Annotated in this window: 11 protein-coding genes; 8 read left to right on the forward strand and 3 right to left on the reverse strand. The window is 59.6% G+C overall.

Features of this window, described 5'->3' with window-relative positions; genetic code table 11:
• Positions 1–632: 632 nt before the first annotated feature.
• Positions 633–2903: an ATP-dependent Clp protease ATP-binding subunit ClpA gene (gene clpA / locus C1X29_RS05260; protein ID WP_007951436.1), complete on the reverse strand. Its 2271-nt coding sequence runs from the start codon at positions 2901–2903 to the stop codon at positions 633–635.
• Positions 2904–2933: 30 nt separating this feature from the next.
• The gene (clpS, locus tag C1X29_RS05265) at positions 2934–3317 is read right to left on the reverse strand and encodes an ATP-dependent Clp protease adapter ClpS (protein ID WP_011334948.1); all 384 of its coding nucleotides are present in this window, start codon (positions 3315–3317) and stop codon (positions 2934–2936) included.
• Between the two features lie 224 nt (positions 3318–3541).
• On the opposite strand from clpS, the gene C1X29_RS05270 reads away from it, so the two are divergent.
• A complete protein-coding gene (locus C1X29_RS05270) occupies positions 3542–3823 on the forward strand; it encodes a cold shock domain-containing protein (RefSeq protein ID WP_085745987.1) in 282 nt (93 codons plus the stop codon).
• Positions 3824–3902: 79 nt separating this feature from the next.
• On the opposite strand, the gene icd is transcribed toward C1X29_RS05270, so the two are convergent.
• Positions 3903–5159 (reverse strand): NADP-dependent isocitrate dehydrogenase, encoded by a 1257-nt coding sequence (gene icd, locus C1X29_RS05275; RefSeq protein WP_064380687.1) that lies wholly within the window; start codon positions 5157–5159, stop codon positions 3903–3905.
• Between the two features lie 481 nt (positions 5160–5640).
• Here icd and C1X29_RS05285 point away from each other — a divergent pair, with 481 nt between their 5' ends.
• The 7 genes from C1X29_RS05285 to C1X29_RS05315 all read left to right on the forward strand — a co-directional run bounded on the left by C1X29_RS05285 (position 5641) and on the right by C1X29_RS05315 (position 13373).
• On the forward strand, positions 5641–7866 hold the full coding sequence (locus C1X29_RS05285; protein WP_102716997.1) for an NADP-dependent isocitrate dehydrogenase: 2226 nt from the start codon (positions 5641–5643) through the stop codon (positions 7864–7866).
• A gap of 78 nt (positions 7867–7944) precedes the next feature.
• Positions 7945–8391, forward strand: coding sequence for an NUDIX hydrolase (locus tag C1X29_RS05290; protein ID WP_102716998.1), 447 nt, complete (start codon positions 7945–7947; stop codon positions 8389–8391).
• A 59-nt stretch (positions 8392–8450) separates the two neighbouring features.
• On the forward strand, positions 8451–9575 hold the full coding sequence (mnmA, locus tag C1X29_RS05295; protein WP_102716999.1) for a tRNA 2-thiouridine(34) synthase MnmA: 1125 nt from the start codon (positions 8451–8453) through the stop codon (positions 9573–9575).
• Positions 9572–10195 (forward strand): high frequency lysogenization protein HflD, encoded by a 624-nt coding sequence (gene hflD / locus C1X29_RS05300; RefSeq protein WP_039767411.1) that lies wholly within the window; start codon positions 9572–9574, stop codon positions 10193–10195. The genes mnmA and hflD overlap by 4 nt, the downstream gene beginning before the upstream one ends.
• Positions 10196–10322: 127 nt before the next feature.
• The gene (gene purB, locus C1X29_RS05305) at positions 10323–11693 is read left to right on the forward strand and encodes an adenylosuccinate lyase (protein WP_085712387.1); all 1371 of its coding nucleotides are present in this window, start codon (positions 10323–10325) and stop codon (positions 11691–11693) included.
• 86 nt (positions 11694–11779) lie between these two features.
• The gene (locus tag C1X29_RS05310) at positions 11780–12955 is read left to right on the forward strand and encodes a cupin domain-containing protein (protein ID WP_007951451.1); all 1176 of its coding nucleotides are present in this window, start codon (positions 11780–11782) and stop codon (positions 12953–12955) included.
• A complete protein-coding gene (locus C1X29_RS05315) occupies positions 12948–13373 on the forward strand; it encodes a GNAT family N-acetyltransferase (protein WP_007951452.1) in 426 nt (141 codons plus the stop codon). Before C1X29_RS05310 ends, C1X29_RS05315 begins: the two co-directional genes overlap by 8 nt.
• Positions 13374–13463 lie beyond the last annotated feature (90 nt).

A 13463-nucleotide genomic window follows, 5' to 3' on the forward strand; every position in this document is an offset into this window, starting at 1 on the left:
CTCCTGACCATGATTGATACCTGTAAACCATGTCCCCGGTCTCAAACGTAAAGGATGTACCCGGTCTTTACCCACCCTAGCCCTCTCCCGGAGGGAGAGGGGACTGATCGAGTGATTTGGGAGAGGTTCGCCGACATGCGATACCGCGTTGAACTCAGGCTTTGAAAAGCACAAAAATCGGCTCCCTCTCCTCGGGGAGAGGGCTGGGGTGAGGGGTAAACCCACCACAAAACCAAAGCCGAACACCCGCTCCTCTCCACTCAAAACGATGAGCGTTAGCTCGAGTACCGCTTTTGATCGCAGGGCCCGTCGGCAGGCTGAGTGGAGGGATTGATCCGGGGGTGGGAGCGCAGCGACCGTGCGGCGCAGCCGCATGCATCGAGAGGAGGTGCAGCGAAGCAAACCGTAGGCGATGCCCCCGGATCAATCCCGGAGCGAAGGAACCCGAGCCACAGCGAGGGCCGTACGTCAGGGTTGAAGCCTTTTGGGTTACCTTTTCGGCGTTTGGAAAAGGTGACTCGCCGTAAGGGCGAAACCGCCAGCGGCAGCTCCCGAAGCAACGGATATGCCCCCAAAATAAAAACCGCAGACAATAAAAAGGCGCCCGAAGGCGCCTTTTCACTTACCAGCCGTCAGGCCATTTCTGCAGTGGTCTCGAAGTCAAACGTCAACTCACCATCCTTGATGTCGATGTGAACCACACCACCATGCTCGGCCAGCTCGCCAAACAGAATCTCCTCCGCCAGCGGACGCTTGATCTTGTCCTGGATCAGACGCGCCATCGGACGAGCGCCCATGGCCGAATCGTAACCACCGGCCGCCAGCCAGCTGCGCGCCGCATCGGTAACTTCCAGAAGCACACGCTTGTCTTCCAGCTGCGCCTGAAGTTCGGTGAGGAACTTGTCCACCACGCTTTTGATGACCTCATGACTGAGGCGACCAAACTGAATGATGGTATCCAGACGGTTGCGGAATTCCGGCGTAAAGCTCTTCTTGATCACTTCCATCGCATCAGACGAGTGGTCCTGATGGGTGAAACCGATCGAAGCACGTGCCGCCGTCTCAGCACCGGCGTTGGTGGTCATGATCACGATCACATTGCGGAAATCCGCCTTGCGCCCGTTGTTGTCGGTCAGCGTACCGTGGTCCATCACCTGCAGCAGCAGGTTGAAGACTTCCGGATGCGCCTTCTCGATTTCATCGAGCAGCAATACGCAATGCGGCTGCTTGGTGATCGCTTCGGTCAACAGACCGCCCTGGTCGAAACCGACATACCCCGGAGGCGCACCGATCAGACGCGATACGGTGTGACGCTCCATGTACTCGGACATGTCGAAGCGCACCAGTTCGATCCCCAACGCCTTGGCCAATTGACGCGCGGCTTCGGTTTTACCAACACCGGTCGGTCCTGCGAACAGGAACGAACCGACAGGCTTGTCAGGCGACTTGAGCCCGGCACGGGACAGCTTGATCGCAGTCGACAGCGAATCGATCGCCGCGTCCTGACCGAACACCGTCAGCTTCAGGTCACGCTCGAGGTTACGCAGCAGTTCCTTGTCGGAGCTGGTGACGTGCTTCGGCGGAATCCGCGCGATTTTCGCAACGATGTCCTCGACCTCAGGCACTTCGATGCGTTTCACACGCTTCTCGACCGGTTGCAGACGCTGGTAGGCGCCCGCCTCGTCGATCACGTCGATGGCCTTGTCCGGCATGTGCCGGTCATTGATGTAGCGCGAAGCCAGTTCCGCAGCGGCGCGCAGCGACTCATCGCTGTATTCGATGTTGTGGTGCTGTTCGAAACGCCCTTTCAGGCCGCGCAGGATACCGATGGTGTCTTCCACCGACGGCTCGACGACATCGACCTTCTGGAAGCGACGCGCCAGGGCACGGTCTTTTTCGAAGATGCCACGGAATTCCTGGAACGTGGTCGAGCCGATGCAGCGAATGTCGCCAGACGACAGCAGCGGTTTGAGCAGGTTCGAGGCATCCATGACGCCACCGGACGCAGCACCCGCACCGATGATGGTATGGATTTCGTCGATGAACAGGATCGCCTGCGGACGTTTTTTCAGTTCGTTGAGCAGCGCCTTGAAGCGCTTCTCGAAGTCACCGCGATACTTGGTGCCCGCGAGCAGAGCGCCCAGATCGAGGGAATAAACGACGCTGTTGGCCAGCAGGTCCGGCACCTGGTTGTCGACAATACGTTTGGCCAGGCCTTCGGCAATCGCGGTTTTACCCACGCCAGCCTCGCCTACCAGCAGCGGATTGTTCTTGCGACGGCGCGCGAGAATCTGCGCGACACGCTCGACTTCCGTTTCACGCCCGACCAGCGGATCGATCCGGCCCTGGCGTGCGAGTTCGTTGAGGTTGCTGGCGTAAGCGTCCAGCGGATTGCCTGAAGAAGAAGACTCACCGCCCTCGTCGTCCTGCATATCTTGTTCACCTTCAGAGTGATCGCCATGCCCCGGCACTTTGGAAATGCCGTGGGCGATATAGTTGACGACATCAATGCGTGCAACGCTCTGCTGTTTCAGCAGGAACACCGCCTGACTCTCTTGCTCACTGAAGATTGCAACCAGCACGTTGGCGCCGGTCACTTCGCGTTTGCCCGAGCTCTGCACATGAAAGACAGCACGTTGCAGCACACGCTGGAAGCCCAGGGTTGGCTGGGTTTCGCGATCCTCGTCATGGACGGGGATCAGTGGCGTGGTGGAGTCGATGAACTCCTGCAGGTCGTGCTTGAGTTTGTCGAGGTTTGCGCCGCAGGCACGCAATACGGTGGCGGCAGCCTCATTGTCCAATAGGGCCAGCAGCAGGTGTTCGACGGTCATGAATTCATGACGTTTCGAACGTGCCTCCTTGAAGGCAAGATTGAGGGTGACTTCGAGCTCGCGGTTTAACATAGCTTCACCTCATACCCAAGTGGTCGGCGATTAACCGTCCTTCTCGATTTCACAGAGTAGCGGATGCTGGCTTTCCCTGGCGTACTGGTTGACCTGCATGGCCTTTGTCTCGGCGATGTCGCGGGTAAACACTCCACATACTGCCCGCCCTTCTGTGTGGACGGCCAGCATGACCTTGGTCGCCAGCTCGCGATTCAGGTTAAAAAACACCTCGAGCACTTCGACGACGAAATCCATCGGTGTGTAGTCATCATTAAACAAAACCACCTTGTACATCGGCGGCGCCTGTAACGCAGGCTTTGCTTCCTGAACAGCAACGCCTGCCGAATCGTCGTCGTGCTCCTGTGGAAGATCCTTTTGGAGAAGCGGGCGATCCTGATTGAATGTTAGTCGAATCTGGCTGATTGCATGCATGGAAAGAAAGGTTCGTCAGTTGTGCAAATACAGTGGTGGGGGCGGCTTGACACGTTTTCAACTCCGACTGCCCGGTCACCTTGACTATCGGGAAAACGGTGTTACAACCAATAGAACCCACAGTGGGGAAAAAAGATCCGCGGAGTCAATCTTTTTAACGGATTCGACTGCGGATGAATTGGATGATACTCCAGCGATGGAGACTGTTGCAGAGGGATTTGAGCATGGCTGTCGGCAAGGTGAAATGGTTCAACAATGCCAAGGGGTTCGGCTTCATCAATACCGAATCCCGCGAGGGGAAGGACGAGGACGGCAAGGATATCGATTTCTTTGCCCATTTTTCCGCCATCAAGATGGACGGGTACAAAACCCTCAAAGCCGGGCAAATCGTCGAATTCGTGATCGTACAAGGCCCCAAAGGCCTTCACGCTACAGAAATCAAGAATGTCGAAGCCGCAAAAGATGCCGCCTCGGCAGCCGCTCATCACCAATCAGTGACCAGCTGAAGCAACCCGAACACCTGCCAGAAAACAAACCGCCCGGCTCGATCACTCGAGCCGGGCGGTTTCGTTGCAGCTGGCTTTATTACATGTGCTTGATCAGCGCATCACCGAAGCCCGAAGAAGACACCAGCGTGGCGCCTTCCATCAGACGTTCGAAGTCGTAGGTCACGGTCTTGGCCTTGATGGCGCCATTGGTGCCCTTGATGATCAGGTCGGCCGCCTCGGTCCAGCCCAGGTGGCGCAGCATCATCTCCGCCGACAGGATCACCGAGCCCGGGTTGACCTGGTCCTTGCCAGCATATTTCGGCGCAGTACCGTGGGTCGCCTCGAACATGGCCACGGTGTCGGACAGGTTGGCGCCCGGCGCGATACCGATACCGCCCACTTCCGCCGCCAGCGCATCGGACAGGTAGTCACCATTGAGGTTGAGGGTGGCGATCACATCGTATTCGGCCGGACGCAGCAGGATCTGCTGGAGCATGGCGTCGGCGATGGCGTCCTTGACGACGACTTCGCGGCCGGTTTTCGGGTTCTTGAATTTCATCCATGGGCCGCCATCGAGCAGCTCGGCGCCGAATTCTTCCTTCGCCACCTCGTAGCCCCAGTCCTTGAAGGCACCTTCGGTGAATTTCATGATGTTGCCCTTGTGCACGATGGTCAGCGACTTGCGGTCGTTGTCCACCACGTATTGCAGGGCCTTGCGCACCAGACGCTTGGTGCCTTCTTTCGAAACCGGCTTGATGCCGATGCCGCAATCCTGGTCGAAACGGATCTTGGTGACGCCCATTTCTTCTTTCAGGAACTTGATGACCTTGGTGGCCTCAGGGGAGCCGGCTTTCCATTCGATACCGGCATAAATGTCTTCGGAGTTCTCGCGGAAGATCACCATGTCGACGTCGCCAGGCTTTTTCACCGGGCTTGGCACGCCTTCGAACCACACCACAGGGCGCAGGCAGACATAGAGATCGAGCTGTTGGCGCAGGGCAACGTTGAGGGAGCGGATGCCGCCACCGACCGGGGTGGTCAGCGGGCCCTTGATGGAAACCACGTAATCCTTGACCGCGTCCAGGGTTTCCTGGGGCAGCCAGGTGTCCTGGTCATAGACTTGAGTTGCTTTTTCGCCAGCATAAACCTCCATCCAGGAAATCTTGCGCTTGCCCCCGTAGGCTTTCTCTACGGCAGCATCAACCACTTTGATCATCACAGGGCTGACGTCGACGCCAATGCCGTCACCTTCGATGAAGGGAATGATCGGGTTATCAGGGACATTGAGAGAATGGTCTGCGTTGACGGTGATTTTGTCGCCGACGGCTGGAACCTGAATCTTCTTGTAACCCATGCTGAACTCCATTGTTTGGATTGAACATCTGGCTTGGTTCGAGCGTAACCCAGTTAAATCAACACGCAAACCCTCTGTTCCGGGCGCGACCACATCTCGGTTCGTACAAGCCTGAAAGCAAAGGGAAAAGCGCCAATCTCAAGCATTCACGGCGACTCTACGCCCCACCCCGGCCTGCGACCTTTAGACCAATGGACGAGAATCGTTGCATATGAACCATCGGCAGATTGCCAGCTACCTATGTATAATGCCGCCCGCTGACCAAAGGGTCACGACGGCTGGCCTCTCTAGCACGAGACTTTCCGCCTGATTGGTCGGGTTGTTACCGCAGTCCGACTGCTTGACGCTCTACTGATGCACCCAACATCACCGCGAAGATTCTCGACATTCGGTTCATGGATGACTTTGAACGAACGCGCTTACCCGGCGCCCCTCGAGTTTCTGCGCACGCTTTAGCAAAGAAGAGAGAGTTAATCCGAATATGCCCACCCGCTCGAAGATCATCTATACCTTCACCGACGAAGCTCCAGCCCTCGCCACCTATTCCCTGCTGCCGATCATCGAGGCTTACACCGCCTCGGCCGATATCGCCGTGGAAACCCGCGATATCTCTCTTGCAGCACGCATTCTGGCCAGCTTCCCCGAGCAACTGGGCGACAAAGCCGTAGCCGACCACCTCGCCGAACTGGGCGACCTGGCCGTTACGCCTGAAGCCAACATCATCAAGCTGCCGAACATCAGCGCTTCGGTTCCGCAGTTGCAAGCCGCGATCAAAGAACTGCAAGCCCAGGGCTACAACCTGCCGGACTACCCGGAATCTGTGACCAACGACGCCGAAAAAGAAGCCAAGGCGCGTTACGACAAGGTCAAGGGCAGCGCCGTGAACCCGGTTCTGCGTGAAGGCAACTCCGACCGTCGTGCGCCGCTGTCGGTCAAGAACTACGCTCGCAAGCACCCGCACAAAATGGGCGCCTGGGCCAAGGACTCCAAGTCCCACGTCGCTCACATGAGCACCGGCGATTTCTACGGCAGCGAAAAAGCGGCCCTGATCGACGCCGCTGACACCGTGAAAATCGAGCTGGTCGCCCAAGACGGCACCACCACCGTCCTGAAAGAAAAAACCACCGTTCAGGCGGGCGAGATCCTCGACTGCTCCGTGATGAGCAAAAAGGCTCTGCGCGCGTTCATCGCCGCTGAAATCGACAGCGCCAAGCAACAAGGCGTGCTGCTGTCGGTTCACCTGAAAGCCACCATGATGAAGGTCTCCGACCCGATCATGTTCGGCCAGATCGTTGCCGAGTTCTACAAAGACGCCCTGACCAAGCACGCCGACGTGCTGGCCGAGATCGGCTTCAACCTGAACAACGGCATCGGCGACCTGTACGCCCGCATCAAATCCCTGCCGGCCGAACAACAAGCCCAGATCGAAGCCGACGTGCAGGCGGTCTACGCCGTTCGTCCTTCGCTGGCGATGGTCAACTCCGACAAAGGCATCACCAACCTGCACGTGCCGAGCGACGTTATCGTCGACGCCTCGATGCCGGCCATGATCCGTGACTCCGGCAAGATGTGGGGCACCGACGGCCAGCTGCACGACACCAAGGCTGTGATCCCGGATCGCTGCTACGCCACCATCTACCAGGCCGTGATCGAAGATTGCAAAGCCAATGGCGCTTTCGATCCGACCACCATGGGCAGCGTGCCAAACGTTGGCCTGATGGCTAAAAAGGCTGAAGAGTACGGTTCCCACGACAAGACCTTCCAGATCAAGGCCGACGGCGTGGTTCGCGTAACCGACAGCAAAGGCACCCTGCTGATGGAACAGGCTGTTGAAGCCGGCGACATCTTCCGCATGTGCCAGACCAAAGACGCGCCGATCCAGGACTGGGTCAAACTGGCCGTCAACCGTGCTCGTGCAAGCGCAACGCCAGCCATTTTCTGGCTGGACCCGATGCGCGCCCACGACGGCGTGGTGATCGAGAAGGTTCAGGCTTACCTGAAGGATCACGACACCGCTGGTCTGGACATCCAGATCATGGCGCCGGTCGATGCCATGAAATACACCCTGCAGCGCACCCGCGAAGGCAAGGACACCATTTCGGTGACCGGCAACGTACTGCGTGACTACCTGACCGACCTGTTCCCGATCATGGAACTGGGCACCAGCGCCAAGATGCTGTCGATCGTGCCGCTGATGAACGGCGGTGGCCTGTTCGAAACCGGCGCCGGCGGTTCGGCTCCGAAGCACGTGCAGCAACTGGTCGAAGAGAACTTCCTGCGCTGGGATTCGCTGGGTGAATTCCTGGCCCTGGCCGCGTCTCTCGAGCACCTGGGTGTGAACTACAACAACCCGAAAGCGCTGGTTCTGTCCAAGACCCTGGACCAGGCCACTGGCCAGTTTCTCGACAACAACAAGTCGCCATCGCGCAAAGTCGGCAACATCGACAACCGCGGCAGCCACTTCTACCTGGCAATGTACTGGGCACAAGCCCTGGCTGCCCAGACCGAAGACGCTGCACTGCAAGCGCAGTTCGCGACTCTGGCCAAGACCCTGACCGAGAACGAAGCGACCATCGTTGCCGAGCTCAACGCCGTTCAAGGCAAGCCAGTGGACATCGGCGGTTACTACCACGCCAATGCCGAGCTGATCAGCAAGGCCATGCGCCCAAGCGCAACCCTCAACGCGGCCATCGCTGCGCTGATATAAGGTTGTAAAGGGAACATCACAAACCCCGGCCTTGCGCCGGGGTTTGTGTTTCTGCCTATCGCTCAGGAGATTCAATCAATGCAATGGCAACCCCACATCACCGTCGCCACCATCGTCGAGGACAACGGTCGTTTTTTGATGGTCGAGGAACACAAGGCCGGGCGTAATGTGCTCAATCAGCCCGCTGGCCATCTGGATCCGGACGAAACCCTGATCGAAGCTGCCGTGCGCGAAACCCTCGAAGAAACCGGCTGGGACGTCGAACCCACCGCCGTGGTCGGCATTTATCTGTACACCGCCCCGAGCAACGGCGTGACTTACCAGCGCGTGTGCTTCAGCGCCAACGCCGTGAAACACCACCCAGATTATCAGCTGGACGACGGCATCGTCGGCGCCAAGTGGCTGACCCGCGACGAATTATTGGCCCAGCGCGACAACTGGCGCAGCGAGCTGATCATCCGTTGCATCGATGATTATCTGGCCGGCAATCGCTTCGGCCTCGAACTGATCCGCCCTTCCCTTTAGCCTTGAGGCCGTGAGCCTGATAGAATCGCGTCCTTTTTCAAGACACTCATTGAATCCCTATGCGTGATCCAGCCCCTTCTGACACATCCAAGAAGCGCGTCATTGTCGGCATGTCCGGCGGCGTGGACTCTTCCGTTTCCGCTCTCCTGCTGATCGAGCAGGGCTATGAAGTGGAAGGCCTGTTCATGAAGAACTGGGAAGAAGACGACGGAACGGAATACTGCACCGCCATGGACGACCTGGCGGATGCCCAGGCCGTGTGCGACAAGATCGGTATCAAGCTGCACACCGCCAACTTCGCCGCCGAGTACTGGGACAACGTGTTCGAGCACTTCCTGGCCGAATACAAGGCCGGCCGCACGCCGAACCCGGATATCCTGTGCAACCGCGAGATCAAGTTCAAGGCGTTCCTCGACTACGCCATGATGCTCGGCGCCGACCTGATCGCCACCGGCCACTACGTGCGCCGCCGCGACATCTATGGCCGCACCGAGCTGCTCAAGGGCCTGGATCCGAACAAGGATCAGAGCTACTTCCTGCACGCCGTCGGCGGCGAACAGATCGCCAAGACCCTGTTCCCGGTCGGCGAGCTGGAAAAACCGGAAGTCCGCGCGATTGCCGAGAAATACGAGCTGGCGACCGCCAAGAAGAAGGATTCCACCGGGATCTGCTTCATCGGCGAGCGTCGCTTCAGCGATTTCCTCAAGCAATACCTGCCGGCACAACCGGGCGAGATCAAGACCACCGAAGGCGAAGTCATCGGCCGTCACCACGGCTTGATGTACCACACCATCGGCCAGCGTCAGGGCCTGGGCATCGGCGGTCTGAAAGACGCCGGCGACGAGCCGTGGTACGTGCTGCGCAAGGATCTGGACACCAACGAGCTGATCGTCGGTCAAGGCAACAACCATCCGTGGCTGTTCTCCAGCGCCCTGCTCGCTTCGGAAATCTATTGGGTCAACCCGATCGATCTAAGCCAGCCGCTGCGCCTGACTGCCAAGGTTCGTTATCGCCAGAGCGATCAGGCCTGCACCCTTGAGAAAACCGAAACCGGCTATCGCGCCGTATTCGACGAGCCGCAACGCGCGGTCACGCCGGGCCAGTCGGTGGTGTTCTATGACGGTGAAGTCTGCCTCGGTGGCGGCGTGATCGAAGTCGCCGAGCCGTGGAGCGGCCAGGCATGAGCCCGACTCAGGAGCAATTGACCGCTCTGGGCGGCGTGTTTCTCGCCGCCGTGCTGGTCGACCGGATCGCCAAGACCGGCCAGACCAACGAGGCCGGCCTGAGCTGCATGCTCGGCAGCCTGCTGGTTCGCGACCCGAAAGATACCCTGGATGTTTACGGCGGCGACGATATCAACCTGCGCGAGGGTTACCGCGCGCTGATCGGCGCCCTCGAGCGCGACCCAAGCACCTTGCAACGCGAACCGCTGCGCTACGCCCTGTCGATGCTTGGCCTTGAGCGACAACTGGCCAAGCGCAACGACATGCTCGACGTGATCGGCAAGCGCTTGCCGCAGATCCAGTCGCAGGTCGAGCACTTCGGCCCGGCCCACGAAAACGTGATCGCAGCCTGCGGTGCGCTGTATCAGGACACCCTGAGCACGCTGCGCCAGCGCATTCAGGTGCATGGCGACATGCGCAATCTGCAGCAGCCGAGCAACGCCTCGAAGATTCGCGCTCTGCTGCTCGCCGGCATTCGTTCGGCACGCCTGTGGCGTCAGCTCGGCGGTCACCGCTGGCAGCTGGTCGTCAGCCGACGCAAATTGCTCAAAGAGCTGTATCCGTTGATGCGCAGCGAGTAAATCGCCGCGCAATAAAAGCTTTGTAGTCTGTAACGCGTAATACGCCGGTCAGTTGGCGACGGACCGGCGGATTTTTTCATGTATGATACGCGCCCCATTTCGTTGCCCGACTGTCCGAGAACACCCCATGCAGCTCTCTTCGCTCACTGCGGTTTCCCCTGTTGACGGCCGCTACGCCGGCAAAACCCAGGCCCTGCGCCCAATTTTCAGCGAGTACGGTCTGATCCGTGCCCGCGTTCTGGTTGAAGTGCGCTGGCTCCAGCGCCTGGCCGCTCACGCCGGCATCCCGGAAGTGCCAGCCTTCTCCGCCGAAGCCAACGCCGTTCTGAATGAACTGGCCGAGAACTTCTCGCTGGAGCACGCCGAGCGCGTGAAAGAGATCGAGCGCACCACCAACCACGACGTCAAAGCGATCGAATACCTGCTCAAGGAGCAGGCGGCCAAGCTGCCGGAGCTGGCCAAGGTCAGCGAATTCATCCACTTCGCCTGCACCAGCGAGGACATCAACAACCTGTCCCACGCCCTGATGCTGCGCGAAGGCCGTGACGACGTGATGCTGCCGCTGATGCGCCAGACCGCCAACGCCATCCGCGAACTGGCCCTGCGCTTCGCCGACGTGCCGATGCTGTCGCGCACCCACGGCCAGCCGGCTTCGCCGACCACTCTGGGTAAAGAGCTGGCGAACGTGGTTTACCGTCTCGAGCGTCAGATCGCTCAGGTCGCTGCCGTTCCGCTGCTGGGCAAGATCAACGGTGCTGTCGGCAACTACAACGCTCACCTGTCGGCCTACCCGCAGATCGACTGGGAAGCCAACGCCCGCGCCTTCATCGAAGACGAGCTGGGCCTGGCCTTCAACCCGTACACCACGCAGATCGAGCCGCACGACTACATCGCCGAGCTGTTCGACGCCATTGCGCGCTTCAACACCATCCTGATCGACTTCGACCGTGACATCTGGGGCTACATCTCCCTGGGCTACTTCAAGCAGCGCACCATCGCCGGCGAAATCGGTTCGTCGACCATGCCGCACAAGGTCAACCCGATCGACTTCGAAAACTCCGAAGGCAACCTGGGCATCGCCAACGCGCTGTTCCAGCACCTGGCGAGCAAACTGCCAATCTCCCGCTGGCAGCGCGACCTGACCGACTCCACCGTGCTGCGTAACCTCGGTGTCGGCTTCGCCCACAGCGTGATCGCGTACGAAGCGAGCCTCAAAGGCATCAGCAAGCTCGAGCTGAACGCTGACAAGATCGCTGCCGATCTGGACGCTTGCTGGGAAGTCCTGGCCGAGCCGATCCAGACCGTGATGCGCCGCTACAACATCGAAAATCCGTACGAGAAGCTGAAAGAACTGACGCGCGGCAAGGGCATCAGCCCTGAAGCGCTGCAGACTTTCATCGATGGCCTGGACATGCCGGCCGCTGCGAAAGCCGAGCTCAAGCAACTGACGCCGGCCAACTACATCGGAAACGCTGTAGCGCAAGCCAAACGCATCTGATCGACTGTTTGACCCGTTTGAGACGCCCGGCCGCGCCGGGCGTGTTTATTCCCGTCTGAAAAATGCTTTTTTTCAATAGGTTACATATGAATCCCGATATTCCTCTTCAACTTCTGGGTGGTCTTACGGCGCGCGAATTCATGCGCGACTACTGGCAGAAAAAACCACTGCTGATCCGTCAGGCGATTCCTGATTTCGAAAGCCCGATCGACGCCGACGAACTCGCCGGCCTGGCCCTGGAAGAAGAAGTCGAATCGCGCCTGGTGATCGAGCACGGCGAGCGCCCTTGGGAACTGCGTCGCGGCCCGTTCGCCGAAGACGAATTCAGCAAACTGCCGGAGCGCGAGTGGACCCTGCTGGTGCAGGCGGTCGATCAGTTCGTGCCGGAAGTCAGCGAGCTGCTGGAAAACTTCCGCTTCCTGCCGAGCTGGCGCGTCGACGACGTGATGATCAGCTTCGCCGCTCCGGGTGGCAGCGTCGGTCCGCACTTCGACAACTACGACGTGTTCCTGCTGCAAGGCCACGGCAAGCGCAACTGGAAAATCGGCCAGATGTGCGACTCCGAAAGCCCGCTGCTGCAACACGCGGATCTGCGCATCCTCGCCGAATTCCACGAGACCGAAGAGTGGGTCCTGGAGCCGGGCGACATGCTCTACCTGCCGCCGCGCCTGGCTCACTGCGGCGTTGCCGTCGATGACTGCATGACCTACTCGGTCGGCTTTCGCGCACCGAGCGCCGCTGAAGTGCTGACCCACTTCACCGACTTCCTCAGCCAGTTCCTGACTGACGAAGAGCGCTACACCGACGCCGACGCCAAGCCGGTCAGCGATGATCCACATCAGATCCAGCACGATGCACTCGGCCGCCTGAAAGCGCTGCTCGCCGAACACATGAGCGACGAACGCCTGCTGCTGACCTGGTTCGGCCAGTACATGACCGAGCCGCGTTATCCAGAGCTGGTGGTCGGCCCGGAAGAAGTCGAGGAAGAAGACCTCCTCGGCGCGCTCGAAGACGGTGCCATCCTGATCCGCAACCCGAGCGCGCGTCTGGCGTGGTCGGACGTCGATGACGATCTGCTGCTGTTCGCCAGCGGTCAGAGCCGTTACCTGCCGGGCAAGCTGCGCGAACTGCTGAAGCTGATCTGCTCTGCCGACGCCCTGCACACAGACAATCTCGGTGACTGGCTGAGCGACGAAGACGGTCGCGGCCTGCTGTGCGAACTGGTCAAACAGGGAAGCCTGGGGTTCGCCGACGATGAATAAGATTCGCGTACGTGTTGCAGACTGGCAAAAGGACAACGCCGAGATCCGCCGCATTCGCGAAACGGTGTTCATTGCCGAACAATCGGTTCCACCCGAGCTTGAGTGGGACGCTGATGACGCCACGGCGGTGCATTTCCTGGCTTTCGAAGGCGACTTTCCGATCGGCACCGCCCGCCTCTTGCCCGACGGGCATGTCGGCCGGGTTTCGGTGCTGAAGGACTGGCGCGGCCTGAAGGTCGGCGATGCGCTGATGCAAGCGGTGATTGCCGAAGCGGAAGCACGCGGCCTGAAGCAGCAGATGCTCAGCGCCCAGGTACAGGCCACGGCGTTCTATGAGCGCCTGGGTTTCAACCTGGTCAGCGAGGAATTCCTCGAAGCCGGGATTCCGCATGTCGATATGGTTCGTCACTCAGCTTAAGACCGAGGCGCCGATCGTTCCCACGCTCTGCGTGGGAATGCCTCTCGGGACGCTCCGCGTCCCTTGCGGCATGTGACGCAGAGCGTCACT

The organism is Pseudomonas sp. GW456-12-10-14-LB2, assembly GCF_002884345.1.
Classification (GTDB): domain Bacteria; phylum Pseudomonadota; class Gammaproteobacteria; order Pseudomonadales; family Pseudomonadaceae; genus Aquipseudomonas; species Aquipseudomonas paraglycinae.